Source organism: Ruegeria sp. HKCCSP346 (genome assembly GCF_017872595.1).
Taxonomy (GTDB): domain Bacteria; phylum Pseudomonadota; class Alphaproteobacteria; order Rhodobacterales; family Rhodobacteraceae; genus Ruegeria.
The window spans coordinates 1,503,319-1,525,485 of record NZ_JAEDOT010000001.1 but is presented as its reverse complement, the minus strand read 5'-3'; the positions used below and the strand labels follow the sequence as shown (position 1 = coordinate 1,525,485).

The window sequence follows — 22,167 nt, the reverse complement described above, 5'->3', positions numbered from 1 at the left end:
CGGGGTAGGGGATGGATGGCAACAGGAGGCGCATAATGGGAATCCGCTTTTTCTCGGACAAGAACCGGCCCGTTCACATGGGGCGATACCCGTTGGAGCGTTTGACCCGACAAGATACCATGCCGGATTTGTCGCGCGTGCCCGCCATGGGCGAACTGAGTTTCCTCCGGCCGGAACGGCCCTACAGCATCGTCAACGCCATGGGCGAGTTTCAGGCGATGCTGGACGCGATCCGCGACGGGTTGGTGAACCCGATTGCATCCGAGATCCCCTCAGATCCGCAGGAGCGCGCCAACCATCTAAAGGCATTTGGGTATTTCAACGACGCATCGATGATGGGCTGTGGGCCGTTGCCGTCGGATGCACTGCTGGAGGAACCACGCCGCAACCCCGATATCGACCGGCTTGCCCACGCATTGCGCACGCGCCAGACCAAAACGCTGGCCTCTGGGATCGATCTCATCATGGCCGATCTGAAAGACAGTATGGAGGCCGCGCCCAAGCCGATTAACGACCACCGTCACGCCATCGTCTTTCTTTACGAACACAACCGCGACCCTGACCCTTCCGAACCCGGTGCGGACTGGATCATCGACGCGCAGGATCATCGAGCCTGCCTGCTGGCAACCGAGAATGCGGTGGTCATCGCCAACTATATCCGACTTCTGGGTTTTGACGCCCGCGCGCACAGCATGATGTCGTCCGAAGTTGATCTGGGCAAGCTGGCCATGGCCGCCGGTCTGGCCTCGGTCGAGGGCGACCAGCTGGTTGCGCCTTGGCTGGGCACCCGGTTTGGCCTTGCTGCCGTGACGACCGAGATGCCCATCGCGCATGACCGGCCGCTGAGGCCCATGGCGCAACAGCCGTGGTTTCGGACCCAAGGTCCGGCATGGTGGCTGGGCACGGGATTTGCCAAGAACGCCCTCAACCGTGACCCATATGCCAAACGACGCTATGTGGACGGGGCCCATCCCTTCGAAAAGCTCAAACGGGTCGAGGCTCCGACAACCTATATCGACGAAGAGAATGTGGCCCGCGTTCCCAAGCGCGCCGACATGTTCGCCCGCGCCCAGTTCGGCGACATGGGCAAGTCATTGCAGGACGCCGCGAAAGGCGGGTACTACGTGCGCAAGGCCGCGCCCAGCTTTGCCCAGCGTCGCGCGCTGGGTGCATTCGTTCTGTTGCAGGATGGTGAAAGCGCCGAGGTCGCCGGATCCACCGAAGCCGAGCGCAATGCGGCGAACATCAAGGCGGCGACCTATTTCCTTGGGGTCGATGCGGTGGGCCTCAGCCGCTGCCCGGAATGGGCGTGGTATTCTCATGACGCCACGGGCGAAGAAATCGTGCCGCCGCATGATCAGGCCATCAGCATGATTATCGATCAGGGCTATGAAACGATGGAAGGTGCCAGCGGTGACGACTGGATCAGCGTCGCCCAATCCATGCGCGCCTATCTGCGCTTTTCGCTGCTGGGCGGCGTGATCGCCCAACAGATCCGCAACCTGGGCTACAAGGCCAAGGCGCATACGGTTATGGATGGCGAGGTGCTGCAACCGCCGCTGTTGCTGCTTTCGGGGTTGGGTGAGGTCAGCCGGATCGGAGAAGTTATCCTGAACCCCTATCTGGGCCCGCGCCTGAAATCAGGCGTGGTGACGACCGACATGCCGATGACGCATGACAAACCCATCGATTTCGGCCTGCAAACCTTTTGCGAATCCTGCAACAAATGCGCCCGCGAATGTCCCTCGGGCGCGATCACCGCCGGACCGAAGCTGATGTTCAACGGTTACGAAATCTGGAAATCCGACAGCCAGAAATGCGCCACGTACCGTGTGACGACCCCGGGCGGCGCGATGTGCGGGCGCTGCATGAAGACCTGCCCGTGGAACCTCGAAGGCCTCTTCGCTGAACGCCCGTTCCGCTGGGCTGCGATGAACATCCCCACCGCCGCGCCCGCGCTGGCCAGGCTGGACGATGCGGTCGGCAATGGCGGGCTGAACGACACCAAGAAATGGTGGTGGGATATCGAGTTGCAGCCCGACGGCGCCTATCGCCCTACGACGCACCCGTTGAACCGGCGCGATCTGCAAAAGGATCTGGACCTGAAATATGAGGATCAGACCCTGGCCGTCTATCCCGCTTATCTGGCTCCGCACCCATGGCCCTATCCCTTTGCAATGGACCGAGAGGCCGGGATTGCAGCCTATGAGGCCATGGTGACGGCTGACGAGTACAAGGCCCGCAAGGCAGGCGGGGACATGTCGATCATCCATCGCTATCAGATCGCCGGTGATGCGCCCGTGATGCGGGTCGCCGTGACCAAGGTTGAAAAGATGACGGCGGATGTCACGAAATACGAATTTGCATCGCTGGACGGTGCGCCCCTGCCGGGATGGACAGCGGGCGCACATCTGGACGTTCTGGTCGCGCCGGAATTCCTGCGGCAATATTCCATGTCCGGCGACCCGTCGGATCGTACGAAATATCAGATCGGAGTGCTGCGCGAGGATGACGGGCGCGGCGGGTCCGCGCTGTTGCATCGCATCTTTTCCGAGGGCCGAAAGGTTTTCGTGTCCAATCCGATCAACCACTTTGAATTGGATGAAAGGGCCACCAGAACATTTCTCATGGGTGGCGGCATCGGAATCACCCCGATGATCGCATTTGCCCATCGTCTGCATGCGCTGGGCCGCGAGTTCGAATTACACTATTCGGCCAGCACACGGGGCGGGGCGGGGTATCTGGATGATCTGGCCGCCATGCCCTGGGCGGATCGCGTTCATTACCATTTCTCGGATGAAGGCACCCGCGCCGACCTGAATGTAATTCTGTCCGGCTACCGGGATGGATGGCATGTCTATACCTGCGGGCCGGATCGTTACATGGACGGCGTGGTTCAGGCGGCCGAGCAGCAGGGCTTTCCCGAAGAGGCGCGTCACCTGGAATATTTCTCGGTTCCTGAAACGCCTGAATATGAAAACCACGCGTTTGAGCTCAAGCTTGCGCGTTCGGGCCGGACACTGCCCGTGCCCGCAGACAAGGACGCCGCGCAAGTTCTGAACGAAGCCGGTATTCATGTGGATGTGAAATGCGCAGACGGCATCTGCGGCGTCTGTAAATGCGGTGTCATTTCGGGCGAGGTCGAGCATCGGGATTTCGTTTTGTCCCGCAAACAGCGCGAAGGCGCCATGATCCTGTGCCAAAGCCGCGCGGCGGAACCTGATGGGGTGATCGAGATCGATCTCTGAACCCTGTCCAAAAGCGACATTTGGAAGTTGAATTTTGATCGCTCGGCCCATGGACGCCGGACGAGGGGTGAATTAACGTCGCCGCGAACCCAGATATTCCTGACCAACAGGTACGAGGTAGCTTCATGGATTATCACAGCCCTGCCAGCTTTGCCGAAGCTTCGGCTCTGGCCGCGAACGCGACGGGCATCACACGTTTTCTGGCGGGCGGTACGGATGTACTTGTGCAACTGCGCTCGGAACTGGTGACGCCCGATACGCTGATCGACATCAAGAAGATCGACGGCGTGCGTGACATCACCCGCAATGCCGACGGCAGTTGGACGATCGGCGTGGCCGTCACCGGCGCCGAGATGAGCGAGCACCCCGAGCTTGGCCGCGACTGGCCCGGTGTGGTCGAGGCGATGGACCTGATCGGTTCAACTCAGGTTCAGGGCCGCGCGACGCTGACGGGCAATCTGTGCAATGGCTCACCTGCAGCTGATTCCGTGCCCGCCATGGTGGCCGCAGGCGTGACCGTCACCGTAACCGGCCCCGACGGCACGCGTGACGTTGCGGTCGAGGACATCCCGACCGGGCCCGGCAAGACCTCGCTGGCGAAGGGCGAGTTGATCTCGGCCGTCAACATCCCTGCCCGAGGCAAGAATGGGGGCGACGCCTATCTGCGGTTCATCCCCCGTACCGAAATGGACATTGCGGTGGTGGGCGTAGGTGTGAACCTCCGTCTGGACGGTGAAGTCATCACCGAGGCGCGCGTGTCGCTGGGTGCCGTGGCACCGACCGTTCTGTTGGTTGAAGACTGTGCCAACGCGATCATCGGCAGCACTTTGGACGATGCCGCCCTTGACGCACTGGCCGCGGCCGCGTCCGCCGCCTGCAATCCGATCGACGACAAACGAGGTACGATCGCATTCCGTACCGAAGTCGCCGGCGTTCTGGCCAAACGTGCCGCAAAGATCGCCTATTCCCGCGCGAAGGGAGAAAACGCATGAGCAAGCTCCACGTATCCACCACCGTGAACGGGGACGCAGTCGAATACCTGTGCGACCCGCGCGAAACCCTGCTGGACTGTCTGCGCGACAAACTGAACCTGACCGGCGCCAAAGAGGGCTGCGGCACCGGTGATTGCGGCGCGTGTTCGGTCACCGTCGATGGCCGCCTTGTGTGCTCGTGCCTGATGCTGGGTGTCGAGGCCGAAGGCAAGCAGATCGAAACCGTCGAAGGGATTGCGGATGGTGACATCCTGCACCCGTTGCAGAAGAAGATGATCGAATACGCCGCGCTGCAATGCGGCATCTGCACCCCGGGCATTCTGGTGGCGGCGAAGTCGCTGCTGGAGAAGAACCCCAATCCGACCGAGGAAGAAACGCGCTATTGGCTAGCGGGCAACCTATGCCGCTGCACCGGTTACGACAAGATCATTCGCGCCGTGATGGACACGGCGGCTGAGATGCGGGAGGCGTCATAATGGCTCTGGACGATCGCAAAACTGACTTCACCTTCGTTGGCACCCGCCCCGATCGCCCTGACGGTCTGGACAAGGTGACGGGCCGGGCCAAGTTCGGTGCGGATATCTCGGCCCCCGGCATGTTGCACGGCGCGATTCTGCGCTCACCCCATGCCCATGCCCGGATCGTCAGGATTGATACCTCGAAAGCCGAGGCATTGAAGGACGTCAAAGCCGTCGTGACCCGCGCCGATTTCGCCGATGTCCCGTTCAAGCCCGGGCTTGAAGGCGAATTCTGGAATGTGCTGGAAAATGTCATGGCGGGGGAAAAGGCGCTCTATGACGGGCACGCGGTAGCTGCGGTGGCGGCCACATCTGCCTTGGCGGCACGTGATGCGCTGAAACTGATCGAGGTCGAATACGAGGTGCTGCCGCACGTCACCGATGTGGACAAAGCGATGGCCCCGGATGCGCCGGTGATCCGGGAAGGTGCTGCGGATTATTCGGTGCCGGAAGGGATGCACCCGAACGTCGTGCGTTATCACGAAAGCGGTCACGGTGACGTCGAGGCGGGCTTTGCCGAGGCCGATCTGGTTATCGAAGACAGCTTTGTCACCGAGGCGACCCATCAGGGCTATATCGAACCGCATGCCTGCCTGGGCATGCTGGGCAATGACGGCAAGGGCGAGTTGTGGTGCACAACCCAAGGCCACTGGATCGCGCAAAAGACCTGTGCGGCGCTGCTGGGAATCGAAACCTCTCAGCTGCGCGTCACGGCGTCTGAAATCGGCGGCGGTTTTGGCGGCAAGACCACGGTGTTCATCGAACCCGTCGCGCTGGCGCTCAGCCGCAAGGCCAACCGTCCGGTCAAGATCGTGATGACCAGGTCCGAAGTTTTTCGTGCCACCGGGCCGACCTCTTCGGCGTCGATGGACGTGAAGATCGGCATGAAGAAAGACGGCACGATCACGGCGGCGCAGGGTGTCTTCCGCCTGCAAGGCGGGGCCTTCCCCGGCGCCCCGGGCGATATGACGGCCATGTGTGCCTTTGCGCCCTACAACCTGACCAACGTCAAGCAGATCGGTTACGATGTGATGTCGAACCGTCCGAAACAGGCCGCGTACCGCGCGCCGGGCGCTCCGATGGGCGCCTTCGCCGTTGAATCCGTCCTTGATGAGCTCTGCAACAAGCTGGGCCTTGATCCTATTGATGTGCGTCTGAAAAATGCCGCGCATGAGGGCACGAAGGCCAGCTATGGCCCGACCTACGAACGCATCGGTCTGGTGGAAACGCTTGAGGCTGCCAAGGCGCATCCCCATTACGCGGCACCGCTGAAGCCGGGTCAGGGGCGCGGGGTTTCCTGCGGTTTCTGGTTCAACCACGGGGGCGAGACCAGCGTCTCATTGGCACTGTCCGAGGATGGTTCAGCGCAGTTGATGGTCGGCACACCCGACATCGGCGGGTCGCGCGCATCCATGGCCTTGATGGCGGCCGAGGTTCTGGGCATTCCGTATGAAAACATCCGCGTGACCATCGCCGACACGGCGACGCTGGGTTACAACGACGTGAGCCATGGTTCGCGCGTGACCTACGCGTCGGGCCTCGCGACGATCAAGGCCGCAAGACACGCGGTCGAGAAACTGTGCGAACGTGCGGCGGCCAAGTGGGGCATCCCGGTCGATGCGGTGAAATGGGAAGACGGCTGCGCGGTGCCCTCGGGGCCCAATGCGGGGGATTTCGACCCGATGCCTTTGGCCGACATCACGGCGGATATGGGATCGACCGGAGGCCCGATTTCGGGCCATTTCGAAGCAACCCCCGAAGGCGCGGGCGTATCCTTTGGCACCCATATCGTCGATGCCGAGGTCGACCCGGAAACCGGCAAGACATCGATCACCCGGTACACGGTCATTCAGGACGCCGGCAAGGCGATCCACCCGACTTATGTGGAAGGGCAGTTTCAGGGTGGCGCCGCACAGGGCATCGGCTGGGCACTGAACGAGGAATACATCTATGGCGAAGATGGCCGGTTGCAGAACTCGATCTTTCTTGACTACCGGATTCCCGTTGCCAGTGACCTGCCGATGATTGACACGGTGATCGTCGAAGTGCCCAACCCGGGCCACCCGTTCGGGGTGCGCGGCGTGGGCGAGACGGGCATTGTGCCGCCCCTGGCCGCCATTGCCAATGCGGTGTCCAATGCGGCGGGTGTTCGGATGAAGCAACTGCCGATGTCTCCGCCGCGCATTCTGGCGGCCCTGAAAGAAAATGGTTGAGGTCCACCTTTGGTCCGGCCTCCGGTCACTGACCGGGGGCCAGCAAGTGGTTGAGGTCGAGGCCAAAACCACCGGAGAGCTATTACGGGCTTTGGTCCGTGCCCACCCACAGTTGCAGGCCCCCATTGATGCAGGGGTCTCCATCGCGATCGACGGGCGCGTCATAGCCACCGGGCTTACCGAGCCGATTCCCGAAGGCAGTGAAGTCTATCTGATGCAACGTCTCAGGGGCGGTTAGGCGTCAGGTGACCAGGGCTCGCGCCCGACCATCCGGTCAGCTTCTGCCGTGATGTCGTTCATGTGCTGCTCCAGGCTCAGGCGCAGGGTCTCGATTTCCTCTTCGCTGGCCTTGCGGGGCACTGTTTCAGTCCATTCCCGGCACAGAAACACGCCTTCATTTCGCCAGGGGCGGGGCATCAGAAGGTGATCCCAGGTTCCCGCTTCGCGACCATGTTTCGTGGAAAAGGTGATACCGAATACACGCTTGCCCGAGGTGCGCGCCCATACCAACGGAACCGTCGACAGAACCCGTTCGGGCCCGCGCGGACCATCTGCCGCGATCCCAATAGAGATACCCTGCTTCATCTTGCCCAGAACCTGGCGTGACAAGGCAACGTGGCGTGTCTTGCTGGCCATGGCGATCGTGTCCATGCCAAACAGCTTTTGTACCCGGCCCACCATGCTGCCCGCCCGGGCAGACGAGGTGATCGAACAGATGCGCCCCTTGTCCAGCGGGAAGAAATAGGGCGACTGCGCCAGCCGTTGGTGCCACAGCACAACGATGACCGGTTCACCTTGTTCGGCCAGCTGATCCAGTTCTTCGTATCCGATGCGCTGCCAGCGTGTGTTGCGGTTGACCAATCGAATGTAAGTGGCGATCCGGCGGGCCACCCAGTTCAGCACGGCTTCGCTGTCTGCGATCTTCTTGCGGAGGTTCACACGGGGTTCCTTTTGCTGACCGGACCTTGTCTTAGCGCACTGCACATTTTGCGCAACTTGTTTGTCGGCTCAGATAGTGGCGTGGAATTCGAAAAAGCCTCTTGAGTCCGCCGCGCGGCTGTCATATCTGGGGCTCACCATAGGGGTATAGCTCAGTTGGTAGAGCGACGGTCTCCAAAACCGTAGGTCGCGGGTTCGAACCCTGCTGCCCCTGCCATCCGCATCAAAACACCATTCGGCAATCGTGCCTGGCGCGTTTCCAGCGCGCGCGGCTTTCGGCTATGGCCGGGGCGGACCGGCAATAAGAACGCATGCAGGCTTTGTGAGCCGCAGTGTAGCCAAACCCTATATGCCATCTAAAAATACCGGTCCAGAGTGTGAACAGCGTCACTGACGGATGTTGGAAAGTCTGGTTGTTTGAGAATGTCAAAGAGTTGGCGTTCAGGTTCTGCACAGAACGCAGGTTTTCAGTTTCTCCCTTGTGACTGGGGCGCGCTTGTGGTCGAGCGCGCCCTTTCCGTTTCTGGTCAGCAACCCATAGTGACGATATCAGAACGTGCAGAGAATCCGTCCAAAGACGGTACTTGAGCAGAACCCGCAAAATCGGGCTTTGCACCATAGAAAGGTGTTGGGCGACCGGTCAGTCAGGCCAGCAGCGCCAGATCCCCGATATTTGTCTTGTGCCGGGTCGGCATCGTTTTTGCCGGATGGCCGTCGATCGTCAGGGCGAGGTCCTCATAAAACCCGCCGCTGTCGAACCACCAGCGATGCGACTTCATCATCTTGCGCTGCCCTTTGGGGACGTCTCGTTGATATTGGTGGTCACAGAAAATATCCCAATGACCTTTCGAGGTCAGCTTCGGCATCCCGACACGACCAGCGCGACGCCGACCGCCGTGAACAATCCCGCCGGCCAGGGCCAGCACCTTGTCTTTCCGGCTATAGTAATTGGTGAATCGCTTGCACCGTTTTTTCAGGACCAGATCGCCCCATGCGCCCTTTTCCAGCCATTCTGAATCGATGTCCGCTGATGCAAACATGACCTGATCCGCCGACCATATCTTGTTGCCTGGCCCGGCCGAATCCCCGAAGTCCGAGAAAGCGCGCAGTACCACCAACGCCCCCATGGAATGCGCGATCAGATGCACCTTGGGGCGTGGCGACATCCCCAACAGCGGCAAGATCCCGTCCCCCACCAGATGCGGCGCCACCGCCTTGGCATCGGAGCGGTCCGAGTCGTAGGTGTGCACCGATCCGTCGCTGGGCCAGTCAAAGGCAACGACCGCACCCTGATACCCGTTGCCCCTGAGATTGGTTTCTATTTTCCCCAGCCGGTCCAGCATGTCCTTCTGGCTGGTGTTGAACCCGTGAACATAGATCAGGACGGCCGAATCCCCGCCCTCCTGTCGCACGAGATCCAGCCATTTGGTTTTTTTGATAATACTACCCTTACGAATTTTTCCACCAGGGCTTTGCTGGGTGATGTGAACATACCTGGTCTTTGCCGCCGGCTTAAACGTGAACTTTTTCTTCGGGGCGTTATAGGTGCGGCGTGAAAAAAACAGTGCCAAGTCGGAAACTCCCTTCTGAACAATTCCTGAATTGTGCCACGAACTGCCATTTTCACAAAGGGTTGGCCTTTAACCTCTTCGGGGCCAAATCGGCGTCGTTGGGAGAATGCGGGAATGCGCCAAGGTTGCATACCGGGGCATCCTGACGTCCAATGCCTGTTTCCTCTGCCGGCTTAATGCCCTAGTGTCCGCTGCAAACGAACACACGCACGAGGCCCCATGTCGCGTTTTGATGGATATTTCCTGCGGCAATTGCTGATTCTGTTTGGCTTTTTCACCCTGGTGCTTGTCGGTGTGTTCTGGATCACCCGGTCTGTCAGCCTGTTTGACAGGGTCATCAGCGGTGGGCAGTCGGCGATGGTCTTTCTGGAATTCACCGCGCTGACTTTGCCGACCCTGATCCGCACGGTCATGCCCATGGCGGTGTTTGCCGCCGCCGTCTATGCCACAAATCGCCTGAGCCGTGAAAGCGAACTGACGGTTATGCTGGCCACCGGATCCAGCCCTTGGCGGCTTGCCCGGGCGGTGCTGCTGTTCGGTGTGATTACCGGGGTGATGATGGCGATCATCAGCGTGTTCCTGCGCCCGGCCTCGGTGGAACAGCTGGAAATCCGGCAGGCTGAAGTGGCCGGAGATGTGACGGCTCAATTGCTGAACGAAGGCGAATTTCTGCACCCCGCCGAAGGTGTCACGGTTTACATAGGCAGGATTGATCTGGACGGCACACTTCATGAAGTCTTCGTGTCTGATCGCCGCGATCCTGAAAACGCGGTCAGCTATTCAAGCGTAACGGCCTATCTGGTCAACAATGATGCTGGCATTCACCTTGTGATGGTTGATGGGGTTGCATTGCGCCTGAACAAGGAAGGCAAGGTGTTGTCATCGACCCTGTTCCAGGACGCGTCCTACGACATCTCGGAACTGACGAATACAAATCCGATGGCCCGGCGCAGCCTCGAAGCCATTCCAACCGCCGACCTGATCCGCAACCGGGATGAGGTTTCAGCCACGGAAGGGTTCAGCCAAGGCAAACTGATCGAAGAGCTGCACCAGCGGTTCTCGTGGATTGCGATTTGCATCGCCGTGGCGCTGGCCGGGTATTCAACCCTGATGCTGGGCAGCTTTTCCCGGTTTGGATTGTGGCCTCAGATATTGGGCGCCTTCACCATTCTTGTGCTGCTTGAAGGTGTGCGCGGGTTTGTTTCCCCGGTGGTGATCGATGACCCGGAGCTTTGGTTTCTGCTGTACCTTCCCGCAATCATAGGGGTGCTGATCTCGGGCCTTTTCCTGCTTGTTGCTGGTCGGCCGCTTGTGCGAAAACGGCAGCGCGATCCCCAGATCATGCCGACACCGGCCTGAATTCTAGCCGCGAAGATCCACCAAACAGCTGTGAATGTCGTCAAAGTCCTCGCGATCACCGCGGGTGACCAGATACATGGGCAGCGGCAAGCTGATACTGTCCTCGACCCGCTCCAGAGCACCCGAGGCCAGATGTTCGGAAATGACGTAATCGGGGAAATAGCCGTTTCCGCCTCGGTGCAGAACATATCGCAGCGCCATCATGCAATTGCCAAGAAATACGGTCTGACCCGACGCCCGTCGCGCAGCCGATCTGACATGGTCCTGATAGACCTCGCCCAGTTCAAGGTTGACGAAGATCATGTCATCGTCCGTGCCGTCAGCCTGTGGCGTCCGGACCAGGGACAGTAGCTCGGGTTCAAGCGCGTACCATGTGACACGCCGGTCCGCCGGCTTTTCATGTGTGATCGCCGCGTCCAGCACATGGGTTGCCACCGCTTCGACCATGTTCAGGTCGTGGTCATAGTTCAGCGTCAACAGCAATCTGCCAAAGCGCTGTTCAAACCGAACCGCCAGGTCCACCAGCAACGGATCCCAGATGCTGAGCTGGCCGCCCAACCGCAGTGCCGGGCGGTTCTGTGCCTGTCCCGGCAGGTCGCGCGATGCGAAGCCCCAAAGGGACAACATCTGTTCCGCATAGGGTTTGAACTGCCGGCCGAACTCGGTCAGCGCCGTTCCTCCGGCACCGCGCGTGAACAGCGCCCTGCCGGTTTCCTCCTCGATCAGGCGAATACGCGCGCTGACAGCGGTCTGCGTCACATTCAACTTGCGAGCGGCGGCATGAAAGCCACCGGCTTCGGCCACGCAGAGAAAAGTTTCCAGAGCTTTGAATTGCATGTCGAAAGTATTTTTTGATCATTGCGATAAAATCAATTCATTTTTTTGAAGGGTGGTTTCGAACTACGCTTTCGCTCAGGACACATGCCAAAGGATCAGCCATGCTGGACAAAAGCCACAAACCCACCTGGACCAGTTTCGAAACAGCCACCAAGGCCGACTGGGACGCCGTGATGGAGTATGAAGAGGCGTATAATGCGGCCCTGCCAGACCGTATCCTCGATGCCATCCGCTCGTTGGACGAAGAATGGACGCCCTATCCGGTCAACCGCTACCAGCACAGCCTGCAAGCCGCGACCCGTGCTTACGAGGACGGTGCGGATGAGGAACTGGTGGTGGCGGCGTTGATCCATGATACCGGCGATATCCTGTCGCCCTACAATCACGGAGAGCTGTCAGCGGCGATGATGAAGCCTTACGTCAGCGAAAAGACGTATTGGATTCTCAAGCATCATTGTGTGTTTCAGGGGTACTACTACAACCACCATCTGGGCGGCGACCGCAACGCGCGCGACAAATATCGCGACAGTCCTTATTGGGAAGATTGTCGCTATTTCTGCCATGAATATGATCAGAAGGCGTTTGACCCGAATTATCCGACCAAGCCGCTGGAGTTCTTCGAACCCATGTTGCGCCGCGTCCTGAACAGGGGCGAAGGCCATATGGAGCTGAACGAAACCGCCGATGACGGCAAAACTGGCTAGGAACCGGATCAGGCGGGCCAGCCCGGCCCGCCTGTCTGATCAGCAGCTCGCCATCAGGCGATAGACGATCTGCGCCGCGGTGAAATCCCAGGCGGCATTGCCGTCGGGGGCCAGTTCGACTACGTCGAAGCCGACGCATTTACGACCCTTCAACGCATGTTCCACCAGGCGAAGCGCCTGATAGTATCCCAGCCCGCCCGGAACAGGCGTGCCGGTCGCGGGCATCTGCGCCGGGTCCAGCCCATCAACGTCAAAGCTGACATAGACCAGTTCGGGGAAGTCTTCGGGCAGGTCGACGGCATGGATGTTGCCGGTCACCAGCTCTTCGGCATCCACGTGGAAGACGTGGTTCCTCAGGCGGCTTTTGGCTTCCTCGGTGGAAAAGGCGCGCACGCCGAACTGGGCCAGTGGGATACCTTCCTCGGCCAGCAGATGCATCACCGAGGCATGCGAGTGTTTTTCGCCCTGATAGGCGTTGCGCAGATCGGCATGGGCGTCGATCTGCACGATACCGACGGGCTGGCCCAGGGTGCGGGTCACACCCATGACCGCGCCATAGCTGAGCGAGTGTTCACCGCCCAGCGTGACCGGCACCTTGCCGGCACGGACGGCGGCCTCGGTGCGCTGGGCGAGGCGCTCCATGACGTCCGGCAGCGGGCCGGCGCAATCCAGTGGGGCTTCGGTAAAGATGCCTTCGACGCAGGGTTCCGCGTGACCCGTGATGCGTTCGAGTTCATTGCTGGCCTCGATGATCGCTTCGGGGCCTTTGGCGGTGCCAGACCCGTATGAGACCGTGCGCTCCAGCGGCACCGGGATCACACGGAACCGGGCGTCTTCGCTGCGTTCGGCCTCGGTCAGTTCGCTGTCGAGGAAAATGCTCATGAAAGTCTGTCCTTAAAGTCGTCATAGCCGAATTCCCTGATGATCTTCAGGTCATCGGTTTCGCTGTTCCACAGGGCGATGGTGGGCAGGGGCACGCCGTTGAACGTGTTGGTCTTGACCATCGAGTAATGCGCCTGATCGAGGAAGGCAAAGCGCTGCCCGATCCGCAGCGGCTCGACCCAAGTGTAGTCGCCGATCACGTCGCCCGCCAGGCACGAGGGGCCGCCCAGGCGATAGGTGTGGCCGGTTTCGGCCTCGTCCATCAGGGCGGGGCGATAGGGGGCCTCGATCACGTCGGGCATGTGGCAGGTGGCTGAGATATCGGTGATCGCCAGATCCATGCCGTTGTGCGGCAGGTCGAGGATTTCGCCCATCAGGATGCCCGCATCCAACGCCACGGCCTCGCCGGGTTCCAAATAGACTTCGACGCCGTATTTGGCGCGGATGTGTTTGATGAACTCCACCAGCCCGTCGCGGTCATAGTCGCTGCGGGTGATGTGGTGGCCGCCGCCGAAATTGAGCCACTTCAGGTCGTTCAGGAAGGGGGCGAGTTTAGGTTCGACCGCGGCCCAGGTGCGCGCCAGCGGTTCGAACCCCTGTTCGCAGAGCGTGTGCATGTGCAGCCCGTCCACGCCCTCCAGCGCCTTGGCGTCCAGCTGGCTGACCGGGGTGCCGAGGCGTGAACACGGTGCGCAGGGGTCGTATTTCGCGACCTCGCCTTCGGAGTGTTCAGGGTTGATGCGCAGCCCGACCTGCCGCCCCGCGGCCTGTGCCTTGGCAAGAAAGCGGTCTTTCTGCCCGGGGCTGTTGAAGATGATGTGGTCCGAGAGCGCAAGGATTTCGTCGATGTCGGAATCCTTGTAGCCCGCGCAGAATGTGGCGACCTCGCCGCCATATTCCTCGCGGCCCAGCCGGGCCTCGTAGATGCCGCTGGCGCAGGTGCCGCCGAGATACTGTCGCACCAGAGGGGCCAGCGCGAACATCGAAAAGGCCTTGAGCGCCGACAGGACATGCGCGCCAGAGCGCTCACCGATATCGGCCAGAACCTCCAGATTTCGCTCTACCGCCTTTTCGTCGACGACGAAACAGGGTGACGGCACGCGTGTCAGGTCGAAGTGGCGGAAGGCTCCGGCGTCTCCGGCCTGTGTGGTCATCATGTCGGACATGTCGGGCGTCTCCGATTGTGAAAAGCCCGGGGGGCCTGCCCCCCGGACCCCCGGGGATATTTTTAGCCAGATGAAGCAGGGCGGTCGCGCGGACCGCCCCGAGGGATCAGAAGTCGACGGGGCCGTCGAGTTCGTGGACCTGCCAGGGAAGGCCGTGGGTGTTGAGCATGTCCATGAAGTCATCCGGGTCGAGCTGTTCCATGTTCCACACGCCCGGTTCGCGCCAGTTGCCTTTCAGCACCTGTGCCGCGCCGATCATGGCGGGGACGCCGGTGGTGTAGCTGACGGCCTGGCTGCCGACCTCGCGGTAGCATTCCTCGTGATCGCAGATGTTGTAGATGTAATAGGTTTTCTCGCCCGAGCCGTCCTTGGCCTGACCCGTGGCGATGTCGCCGATGCAGGCCTTGCCCTTGGTTTCCGCCCCCAGATCACCGGGATCGGGCAGCAGGGTTTTCAGGAACTGGATCGGGATGATTTCCTTGCCGTCATGCATCACCGGATCGATGCGGGTCATACCGACATTTTCCAGCACTTTGGCATGGGTGATGTAGGCGTCGCCGAAGGTCATCCAGAAACGCGCGCGTTCGATCTCGGGGAAGTGGGTCGAGAGCGACTCCAGTTCTTCGTGATACATTAGGTACATGTTCTTGGGGCCGATGGCGGGGAAGTCGAACTCGACCTTGTGGGTCATGGCGGGGGAGTGTTTCCACTCGCCACCTTCCCAGTGGCGCACTTCGGCCAGCACTTCGCGCAGGTTGATCTCGGGGTTGAAGTTGGTGGCGAATTCTTGGTCGTTGCTGCCGCCATTGGCGTCGAGCACGTCGATCTGGCGGATCGTGTCCAGCTTGTGTTTCTTGAGCCACTTGGCGAAGACGGATGTCACGCCCGGATCGAAACCCGAGCCGAGGATGGCGGTCAGGCCAGCCTGTTTGAACTTGTCCTGATAGGCCCATTGCCAGTGATATTCGAACTTGGCCTCATCCTCGGGCTCGTAGTTCGCAGTGTCGAGATAGTGGCACCCGGCCTCGAGGCAGGCGTCCATCAACACCAGGTCCTGATAGGGCAGGGCCAGGTTCACCAGGATCTCGGCACCGGTTTCCTTGATCAGCTTGACCGTGTCTTCGACCTTGTAGGCGTCAAGCTCGGCGGTGGCGATGTCAACGCCCACGCGCTCTTTCACCGATTTGGCGATGGCGTCGCATTTCGACTTGGTCCGGCTGGCCAGTGTGATTTCGGTGAAGATGTCCGAATTCATCGCCATCTTGTGCACGGCGGCGTGGGATACGCCGCCCGCGCCGACAACCAGTGTTTTGCCACTAAGTGAACCCATGGGGGTAATCTCCTCTCACAGGGGGTTATTCGTAGTAGGTGTAGCCGTTGATCGAGTCGCGATAGGCGCTCATCAGGGTTTTGCGGTCCTTGGCTTTCAGAGTACCGGTCGAGATCGCCTCGTCCACCATTTTGCGGAAGGCGGCGACGCAGTCGGTGGGGTCGAATTCGACATAGGACAGCACCTGGCTGATCGTGTCGCCCTCTTGTTCGTGCAGTAGGTCGAACCCTCCGTCAGCGCGCAGGTCGATGGTGACGACGTTGGTGTCGCCAAAGAGATTGTGTAGATCGCCCAGCGTTTCCTGATAGGCGCCGACGAAAAAGACGCCCATGAAATATTCATCATCTTCGGGCAGGGTATGCACCGGCAGACTGGGTGAAACACCGTCGGCCAGGATGAACCGGTCGATCTTGCCGTCGCTGTCGCAAGTGATGTCGGACAGGACTGCCCGGCGGTCGGGTGTCTGGTTCAGGCCCTGCAAGGGCACGATGGGATGCAGCTGGTCAATGGCCCAGACGTCCGGCAAGGACTGAAACAGAGAAAAGTTGCAGTGGTAGATATCGGCCACTTTCTCAAGCTGGTCGTCCACGTCGGTTTCCAGATCGTCACTGGCCGCCAGCGCCTTGAGGCGGGCCATCAGCGACAGGTAGATCCGTTCGGCCCGGGCCATCTGGCGCAGGTCTACATATCCACGGCGGAACAGGGCGCGCAATTCGTTGCGATAGAAGGTGGCGTCGTTCCAGCATTCCTGAAGACGGTCTTTGCTGAGATAGCCGTGCACCGCGGCAAGGTCTGAAACCATGTGGTGATCGTCGGCTTCAACCTCGGGGCCGTTGGGCGCATCATAGAGCGTGCTTTCCAGCACGTTGAACACCAGCATCGACGACGTCGCCACCACCGCGCGGCCGCTTTCGGTAACCAGCGTCGGGTGGTCCATCTCGGCCTCGTCCATGGCATAGGCCACGGTTTCCACCACATTAGCGCAGTATTCCTCGACCGTGTAGTTGATCGAGTTTTCAGCCGCCTTCTTTTCACCGGTATAGTCCACCCCCATACCACCGCCGAGGTCCAGATGGGTCAGCGGCACGCCCTCGCGCGTCAGTTCGGTGTAATAGCGGCAGGCCTCGCCCACCGCGCGGCGCACGTCGTTGACGTCCTGCACCTGAGAGCCCAGATGCGAATGCTGCAACTTCAGGCAATGCAGAAGGCCCGCGTCGCGCAGCTTGTCCACCGTGGCCACCAGTTGATCGGTGTTCATACCAAAGGCGGACCGGTCGCCCGAGCTTTCTTCCCATTTGCCGCTGATCTGGTTGGTCAGCTTGACCCGCACGCCAATCAGGGGTTCAATGCCCAGCTCTTTGTATACTTCGATCACCGTGTCAGCCTCTTTCGGGCTTTCAAGAACGATCACCGTGTTGAACCCGATCTTGCGGGACAGGATGGCCAGCTGGATGAATTCGGCATCCTTGACGCCGTTGCAGACGATCAGCGCTTCGCTGGCCAGCCGATGTGCCAGCGCGATCACCAGTTCGGGTTTGGACCCGGCCTCGAGCCCATAGTTGTACTTCTTGCCGAATTCGACGATCCGGTCGACGACCTGGGCCTGCTGGTTCACCTTGATCGGGAACACACCGCGATAGCTGCCCCTATAGCCGACGCGGGCGATGGCTTCGCGGAAGCTTTCGTTCAGATGTGCGATCTCGTGTTCCAGATAGGAAGAGACGCGCAGAACCATCGGGGCCTTGATGCCTCGGTCGTTCAGATCGCTGAGAATACCTGGCAGGCTGATCGCGCCAACATCGGGAGCCAAGGGATTGCGCAGACCGATCTCGCCCTGCTCCGTCACCTCGATGAGGCCTTTGCCCCATTTCTCAACTCCGTAGATGGAATGCGGTGCGTCGGGCGTCTGTTTCAATCAAGTCGGTCCTTAACGTAGGGGTGCCAGTTTCGCGCCCGCCAATACGGCAGCTTTTTGATTCTTCCAAGCCTAAACTATGTGACGGAAAAATCCGAGTTTCATGCCGGTGGGGTGATCCGGACCAGATGATTGTCCCACTGGCACTTCGCGCGGGTCCGGATCTCGGGGTGCGCAGTGGCCAACGCGCCGAACACACCGGTTCCGGTGGTGAAAACCAAGCCGTTCGGGCCCGATCCAAGCCCGCAGACATCCTCAACCTCGAACGCATCGCTGAATGTGCCACTGGCCACGTCGAACCGATGCAGCGCATTGCCGCGCGGACAGGTGATGGCAACGGTTGCACCATCCGCCGAAAACGCGATGCTGCCGGCATAGCCTCGCAGCGTGCTCTGATCCTGCTCAGGCGCTGACAGAAGGTGCGGGGTTTCCCCCTGACGGTGCAGGCCCAGCAAGGGCGGATGTTCGGCCTTGCTGCCCTGCCACTGCATCGCAAAGCCCACCAGCCCGTCGCGACGGACCGCCAGATGGCGGATCGAGTTCTTGTGGGGCGCAGGCGTCAACGAAACCTGTTCCTGAACCAGGCCCGACAGGGAAAGGTAGGTCAGGTTGGGCTTCATCGTCGGCAGGTTCAGCTTCGTGCGCCCGGTTTCGGGATGAGTTTCGATACCGCCATTGGCAATCACAAGCGTTTTCCCACCCGGCATCAACCGCATGTCATGCGGCCCGACGCCGCCGGACGGGAATTCGCCCAAGCGCGCAAAGGTTTCAGCGTTCCAGACGCCTATGATACCTTTTCCGGCCTCGTAATCGTTTTCGGTGGCAAAGAAAATCGCGCCGTCGGCTGAAAAAGTACCGTGACCATAGAAATGCCGGCCTTCCGGCGCCGTCAGCCGCGCGATCGGTGATCCCGTCACGCAATCAATCACCACGGCAAAGGTGCCCGGACGGCGCGCAAAGGCGACGGCCTGTGCTTTGACCGGATGTGCCGCCGCCGCATGCCCGCGCGCGGGCAGGGGCACGGAAAACAGAAGGGTTCCCTGTGCATCCAGCCCGGCCAGTCGATACGAACCATCCGGAAACAGCGCTGCGGCCAGAAACTCCGGCGTGCCCACCGAGGCCCATCCATGGATCGGAGGAAGAGAGGTTGCAGCAAGCCCTGCAAGGAAACGGCGGCGCGATGTCACGGATCAGTCTCCGTCCAGAGAATTGAAGCCTGCGCTGACGCCCAGCGTCGGGCCAAGTTCAGTCGAAGCAATTGCGCGAATATCGTGGATGGACTGTTGCAGGGCCTCGATACGGAACCGGGCCTGCGGATCCGCAACGCCGGCCAGCGCCGGGTCGTCAATGGCCTGCGCATTCTCAATGGCGCGCGCAAAAGCAGCATCCAGATCCGCGGCGATATCGGGATGATCAAAGGCCAATCGCGATGCAAGATCACGAAGGGCCATCAGCAAAAGCTCGACATGGCGCAAGGATCGTTTCGACCGCCACGCTTCGGCGCGGTTCGGACGCGGGCGGTCGAACGTGCCCAACGGGCGACCAAGCCGAGTGTCGGCCGTGAATTCAAGACCCGTGGACAACGCCTTGAACAGTTCCTGCATCGCTTCGTCCTGCGTTCGGTAGCGGCCGTTCTCGCCGGGCCGGGTCAGGCTGGGGGCATAGCTTTGCCAGTCATCGGCCATCGCCCGTGCGTTGGCATCAATGTCCGCCGCGATCGCCTGAATCAGCGCGCAGCGGTAATCCGCATTGCCCTGCTCTGCAAAGGCGGGATCGAACAGCATTCGTTCCAGCGCAAAGAACCCGCGCCCGGCTATGGATGTCTCGGCATAGGCTTCGGGGTCTTGCACGGCGTCATCCTCGGTTGCGATATGCTGGGACAGGGCTTTGGTGGTGAACCCTTTCGTGTCGGGCCAGAACGCCATGGCAAATGCACGATCATCGACCTCGGTCGGACCGAACCGCAGGTGACTGGCGGAAATCCAGCTGTCGAAGGCCGCATCATAAGCCGCGCGCAACGCAGGTGAGGTCGGATCGCAATCCACCCGCGATGCACTGACCAGAGCCCCGGTCGTTTCCGGCAGCTTGTCGAACCTGGGCAGTATATGTGTCTCGGCAACGTCCATCAGGATCGGTGCGCGGTCCTGCGCCTGTGCGGCAAGCGGCATCATCAACGCGGCAATAATTGTAAGAATACGCATGAGTCAGAGGCTCTCCAGAAAACGGATCAGGGCGTCGCGGTCAGTTTTCGGCATCGACACAACCGCATCGCGCGCGGCCTGGGCTTCGCCGCCGTGCCACAGGATCGCCTCGAGCAGATTGCGTGCCCGCCCGTCATGCAGAAACTGCGTGTAGCCCGAGACGCGTTCGGTCAGACCAACACCCCACAAAGGCGGCGTCCGCCATTCGCGCCCCGTCGCGCGGGCCTCGGGGCGGTGATCCGCCAGACCTTCGCCCATGTCATGCAGCAGCAGATCCGTGTAAGGCCAGATCAGCTGAAAACTGTGCTCGGGCCGATCTTCCAACCGGTGGGTGACATGGGCCGGAGCATGACAGGATGCGCAGCCGGTCGTGTGAAACACCTCTTTGCCGCGCAACACCTCGGGGTCGTCGACATCACGGCGGCCGGGCACGCCCAGATTGCGGCTGTAGAAATCCACCAGGTCCATGCCCTGCTGATCGATCTCGAACTCGCGGGTATCGGTGTCGCCATGCGGGGCCTCGACGCAGTTCACCTGCAAGTCCGTGCAGTCCCCCTGAGGTGCCGGGTAAAGCGGGCTTGAAATACCGATATCCCCGGCAAAGGCTGCGGCGGATTGCTCCATCACCGTCGGCATGCCTGCCTTGTGCCCGAACCGGCCCATCATCGGGGCGCCGTATTCAACAGACCAGACGATGTTCGGACGGCCCGAGATGCCATCCCCATCCACGTCGTCGGGATCAGCCTTGGCCAGAAGGTCTTCGACCGGGATCGACTCGAGCAGGCCAAGCCCGATCATCTGTGGTGCGACCCGCGGGCTCAGCATTGCATCCGGGTGCAGCGGGCCATAGCCCAGATCAGCGGCCCTGTAAGTCGGGCGGCGCAGTGACGCGGTCTCGCCGTCAGAGAGTTCAACAGGGACTTCTTCGTAAGAGATATCCAGCCGATATTCCGCCGGATGCCCCGCAAGCGCGAAATCCTGCATCTGCCCGCCATAGTTGGGGTCGGGCCGGGTGGCGATGTAATCCTCGATCTCGGCATACCCGTCTTCCGGCGCGCCGGGGATCGAGACCCGAAGGAACATTGAGACCGCGTTGTCATCAGGGCCGTTGGGTGTGTGCCCCCGCCCATCCTTTATATGGCAACGCTGGCAGGATCGCGCGTTGTACAGCGGCCCCAACCCGTCAGAGGCCAATGTGGATGATGGTGACGACACCCAGATTTTCTTGAACAACCCGTTGCCGACCTTGAAATCCAGCTCCTGCTCGAAGCTCAGATTGCCCGAGGGTTGCGAGAACGCATCCGCGTCGTTGCGGACCCGGACAGTTGCCGCCCCGGCCGAGAGTTCTTCGAACGGCTGCGACACGCCAAAATCCTGCGGGGGTGCCGTCACGGCGGCAATGCGGGCGCGTTCCTCGTCGGTGCGGGGGGTGAATTTCAGATGCAGGTCCCGCAGCTCGGCTGCCAAGGAGGGGGTGGCCGCCAGGGCGGCCACTGACAGGGCAAAAAGACTATTCGCCTTCGTCCATTTTCGATGCGTTGAGTTGCGCATAATTGGCTTCGCCGATCCTTTCATACAGGTCGAGCTGCGTTTCGAGGAAGTCGATATGTCCCTCTTCATCGGACATCAACTGTTCGAACAGCGACATGGAGACAAAGTCGCCGGCCTCCCGACAATACTCGCGCGCTTCCTTGTAAAGTGCCCTGGCGTCGATCTCGGCCGCCAGGTCGCATTCCAGCGTTTCCTTCGGCGTCTGACCGATCCGCAACGGGTCCAGTTTCTGAAGGTTGGGGTGACCTTCCAAAAAGATGATCCGTTCGATCAGCTTGTCCGCGTGGCCCATCTCTTCGATGCTTTCCTCGCGGCTTTTCTTGGCCATATGGCCAAGGCCCCAGTCTTCTTGCAGGCGGTAATGCAGCCAGTATTGACTGACGGCAGTCAGCTCATGCCGCAGAGACTTGTTCAGATATTCGATGACCTTCGGATCGCCTTTCATCAGCCTTCTCCTGTGTTGCTCCGGCACGCAAAGTGCGGAGTTGCATGGGGACTTCCAGATTACCGCTGGCCCGCATTGTGTCTAGGAACAGCGGCATGCACCCGCCACAATCCGCCGATTTGCCAAGGGCATGGTAGATCTTGCCGGGGGTGATGATGGTCCGCGGATCCGCCGTGCGCATCCAGTCGATGGCGGCACGGATGTCGTGATCGGATATGTTGGTGCAGTGGCAGACAATCATTGGTCTTGGCTCGTTTCGCCGCCTTGACAGACGATCAGAAAGGGTTGCTCGGGCC

General features: G+C 60.7%; 19 protein-coding genes and 1 tRNA gene. 8 read left to right on the top strand and 12 right to left on the bottom strand.

Annotated elements, in window-relative coordinates; all coding sequences use genetic code 11:
• Positions 1-35: 35 nt before the first annotated feature.
• The 5 genes from I9185_RS07665 to I9185_RS07645 all read left to right on the top strand — a co-directional run bounded on the left by I9185_RS07665 (position 36) and on the right by I9185_RS07645 (position 7,209).
• Positions 36-3,248 (top strand): reductive dehalogenase, encoded by a 3,213-nt coding sequence (locus I9185_RS07665; protein ID WP_210092706.1) that lies wholly within the window; start codon positions 36-38, stop codon positions 3,246-3,248.
• Positions 3,249-3,373: 125 nt separating this feature from the next.
• Positions 3,374-4,240, top strand: a complete 867-nt coding sequence (locus I9185_RS07660) for a xanthine dehydrogenase family protein subunit M (protein WP_210092705.1) — start codon at positions 3,374-3,376, stop codon at positions 4,238-4,240.
• A complete protein-coding gene (locus I9185_RS07655) occupies positions 4,237-4,716 on the top strand; it encodes a (2Fe-2S)-binding protein (protein WP_152458906.1) in 480 nt (159 codons plus the stop codon). Before I9185_RS07660 ends, I9185_RS07655 begins: the two co-directional genes overlap by 4 nt.
• Positions 4,716-6,971, top strand: coding sequence for a xanthine dehydrogenase family protein molybdopterin-binding subunit (locus I9185_RS07650; RefSeq protein WP_171722793.1), 2,256 nt, complete (start codon positions 4,716-4,718; stop codon positions 6,969-6,971). The genes I9185_RS07655 and I9185_RS07650 overlap by 1 nt, the downstream gene beginning before the upstream one ends.
• Positions 6,964-7,209, top strand: a complete 246-nt coding sequence (locus I9185_RS07645) for a MoaD/ThiS family protein (protein ID WP_152458904.1) — start codon at positions 6,964-6,966, stop codon at positions 7,207-7,209. The genes I9185_RS07650 and I9185_RS07645 overlap by 8 nt, the downstream gene beginning before the upstream one ends.
• Here the strand turns inward: I9185_RS07645 and I9185_RS07640 are convergent.
• Positions 7,206-7,910 (bottom strand): DUF374 domain-containing protein, encoded by a 705-nt coding sequence (locus I9185_RS07640; RefSeq protein ID WP_171168817.1) that lies wholly within the window; start codon positions 7,908-7,910, stop codon positions 7,206-7,208. The two genes, I9185_RS07645 and I9185_RS07640, sit on opposite strands and share 4 nt — an antisense overlap.
• 141 nt (positions 7,911-8,051) lie before the next feature.
• Here I9185_RS07640 and I9185_RS07635 point away from each other — a divergent pair.
• A tRNA-Trp gene (locus I9185_RS07635) sits at positions 8,052-8,127 on the top strand.
• Positions 8,128-8,554: 427 nt separating this feature from the next.
• Here the strand turns inward: I9185_RS07635 and I9185_RS07630 are convergent.
• Positions 8,555-9,322, bottom strand: a complete 768-nt coding sequence (locus I9185_RS07630) for an alpha/beta fold hydrolase (RefSeq protein WP_171634209.1) — start codon at positions 9,320-9,322, stop codon at positions 8,555-8,557.
• A 378-nt stretch (positions 9,323-9,700) separates the two neighbouring features.
• On the opposite strand from I9185_RS07630, the gene lptF reads away from it, so the two are divergent.
• Positions 9,701-10,840: an LPS export ABC transporter permease LptF gene (lptF, locus tag I9185_RS07625; RefSeq protein ID WP_171722795.1), complete on the top strand. Its 1,140-nt coding sequence runs from the start codon at positions 9,701-9,703 to the stop codon at positions 10,838-10,840.
• A gap of 3 nt (positions 10,841-10,843) precedes the next feature.
• Here lptF and I9185_RS07620 read toward each other — a convergent pair whose 3' ends face one another.
• A complete protein-coding gene (locus I9185_RS07620) occupies positions 10,844-11,677 on the bottom strand; it encodes a LysR family transcriptional regulator (protein ID WP_210092704.1) in 834 nt (277 codons plus the stop codon).
• A 101-nt stretch (positions 11,678-11,778) separates the two neighbouring features.
• On the opposite strand from I9185_RS07620, the gene I9185_RS07615 reads away from it, so the two are divergent.
• Complete coding sequence (locus I9185_RS07615; protein WP_152458899.1) at positions 11,779-12,381, top strand: HD domain-containing protein; 603 nt, start codon at positions 11,779-11,781, stop codon at positions 12,379-12,381.
• 39 nt (positions 12,382-12,420) lie between these two features.
• On the opposite strand, the gene speB is transcribed toward I9185_RS07615, so the two are convergent.
• The 9 genes from speB to I9185_RS07570 all read right to left on the bottom strand — a co-directional run bounded on the left by speB (position 12,421) and on the right by I9185_RS07570 (position 22,112).
• Positions 12,421-13,263, bottom strand: a complete 843-nt coding sequence (gene speB / locus I9185_RS07610; protein WP_210092703.1) for an agmatinase — start codon at positions 13,261-13,263, stop codon at positions 12,421-12,423.
• The gene (gene nspC, locus I9185_RS07605; protein ID WP_210092702.1) at positions 13,260-14,429 is read right to left on the bottom strand and encodes a carboxynorspermidine decarboxylase; all 1,170 of its coding nucleotides are present in this window, start codon (positions 14,427-14,429) and stop codon (positions 13,260-13,262) included. Before nspC ends, speB begins: the two co-directional genes overlap by 4 nt.
• Positions 14,430-14,535: 106 nt before the next feature.
• Positions 14,536-15,759 (bottom strand): saccharopine dehydrogenase family protein, encoded by a 1,224-nt coding sequence (locus I9185_RS07600; protein WP_210092701.1) that lies wholly within the window; start codon positions 15,757-15,759, stop codon positions 14,536-14,538.
• Between the two features lie 25 nt (positions 15,760-15,784).
• Complete coding sequence (gene speA, locus I9185_RS07595; RefSeq protein WP_210092700.1) at positions 15,785-17,674, bottom strand: biosynthetic arginine decarboxylase; 1,890 nt, start codon at positions 17,672-17,674, stop codon at positions 15,785-15,787.
• 101 nt (positions 17,675-17,775) lie between these two features.
• Entirely contained in the window at positions 17,776-18,861 is a 1,086-nt protein-coding gene (locus tag I9185_RS07590; protein ID WP_210092699.1) for a DUF1513 domain-containing protein, read from the bottom strand.
• A 3-nt stretch (positions 18,862-18,864) separates the two neighbouring features.
• Positions 18,865-19,875: an imelysin family protein gene (locus I9185_RS07585; protein ID WP_210092698.1), complete on the bottom strand. Its 1,011-nt coding sequence runs from the start codon at positions 19,873-19,875 to the stop codon at positions 18,865-18,867.
• A 3-nt stretch (positions 19,876-19,878) separates the two neighbouring features.
• Positions 19,879-21,426: a di-heme oxidoredictase family protein gene (locus tag I9185_RS07580; protein WP_210092697.1), complete on the bottom strand. Its 1,548-nt coding sequence runs from the start codon at positions 21,424-21,426 to the stop codon at positions 19,879-19,881.
• Positions 21,386-21,871, bottom strand: a complete 486-nt coding sequence (gene bfr, locus I9185_RS07575) for a bacterioferritin (protein ID WP_170346155.1) — start codon at positions 21,869-21,871, stop codon at positions 21,386-21,388. The genes I9185_RS07580 and bfr overlap by 41 nt, the downstream gene beginning before the upstream one ends.
• Positions 21,819-22,112 carry a (2Fe-2S)-binding protein gene (locus I9185_RS07570; RefSeq protein WP_171722804.1) on the bottom strand — a complete coding sequence of 98 codons (294 nt, stop codon included), beginning with the start codon at positions 22,110-22,112 and terminating at the stop codon, positions 21,819-21,821. The genes bfr and I9185_RS07570 overlap by 53 nt, the downstream gene beginning before the upstream one ends.
• Positions 22,113-22,167 lie beyond the last annotated feature (55 nt).

Excerpts from the sequence above, each read along its gene's own strand:
- speB (WP_210092703.1), bottom strand. The coding sequence starts at position 13,263 with ATGAGCATTTTCCTCGACAGCGAACTGACCGAGGCCGAACGCAGCGAA.
- I9185_RS07655 (WP_152458906.1), top strand. The coding sequence starts at position 4,237 with ATGAGCAAGCTCCACGTATCCACCACCGTGAACGGGGACGCAGTCGAA.
- lptF (WP_171722795.1), top strand. The coding sequence starts at position 9,701 with ATGTCGCGTTTTGATGGATATTTCCTGCGGCAATTGCTGATTCTGTTT.
- I9185_RS07585 (WP_210092698.1), bottom strand. The coding sequence starts at position 19,875 with ATGCGTATTCTTACAATTATTGCCGCGTTGATGATGCCGCTTGCCGCA.
- bfr (WP_170346155.1), bottom strand. The coding sequence starts at position 21,871 with ATGAAAGGCGATCCGAAGGTCATCGAATATCTGAACAAGTCTCTGCGG.
- I9185_RS07665 (WP_210092706.1), top strand. The coding sequence starts at position 36 with ATGGGAATCCGCTTTTTCTCGGACAAGAACCGGCCCGTTCACATGGGG.
- I9185_RS07580 (WP_210092697.1), bottom strand. The coding sequence starts at position 21,426 with ATGCGCAACTCAACGCATCGAAAATGGACGAAGGCGAATAGTCTTTTT.
- I9185_RS07660 (WP_210092705.1), top strand. The coding sequence starts at position 3,374 with ATGGATTATCACAGCCCTGCCAGCTTTGCCGAAGCTTCGGCTCTGGCC.
- I9185_RS07615 (WP_152458899.1), top strand. The coding sequence starts at position 11,779 with ATGCTGGACAAAAGCCACAAACCCACCTGGACCAGTTTCGAAACAGCC.
- I9185_RS07645 (WP_152458904.1), top strand. The coding sequence starts at position 6,964 with ATGGTTGAGGTCCACCTTTGGTCCGGCCTCCGGTCACTGACCGGGGGC.
- I9185_RS07600 (WP_210092701.1), bottom strand. The coding sequence starts at position 15,759 with ATGGGTTCACTTAGTGGCAAAACACTGGTTGTCGGCGCGGGCGGCGTA.
- nspC (WP_210092702.1), bottom strand. The coding sequence starts at position 14,429 with ATGTCCGACATGATGACCACACAGGCCGGAGACGCCGGAGCCTTCCGC.
- I9185_RS07620 (WP_210092704.1), bottom strand. The coding sequence starts at position 11,677 with ATGCAATTCAAAGCTCTGGAAACTTTTCTCTGCGTGGCCGAAGCCGGT.
- I9185_RS07650 (WP_171722793.1), top strand. The coding sequence starts at position 4,716 with ATGGCTCTGGACGATCGCAAAACTGACTTCACCTTCGTTGGCACCCGC.
- I9185_RS07570 (WP_171722804.1), bottom strand. The coding sequence starts at position 22,112 with ATGATTGTCTGCCACTGCACCAACATATCCGATCACGACATCCGTGCC.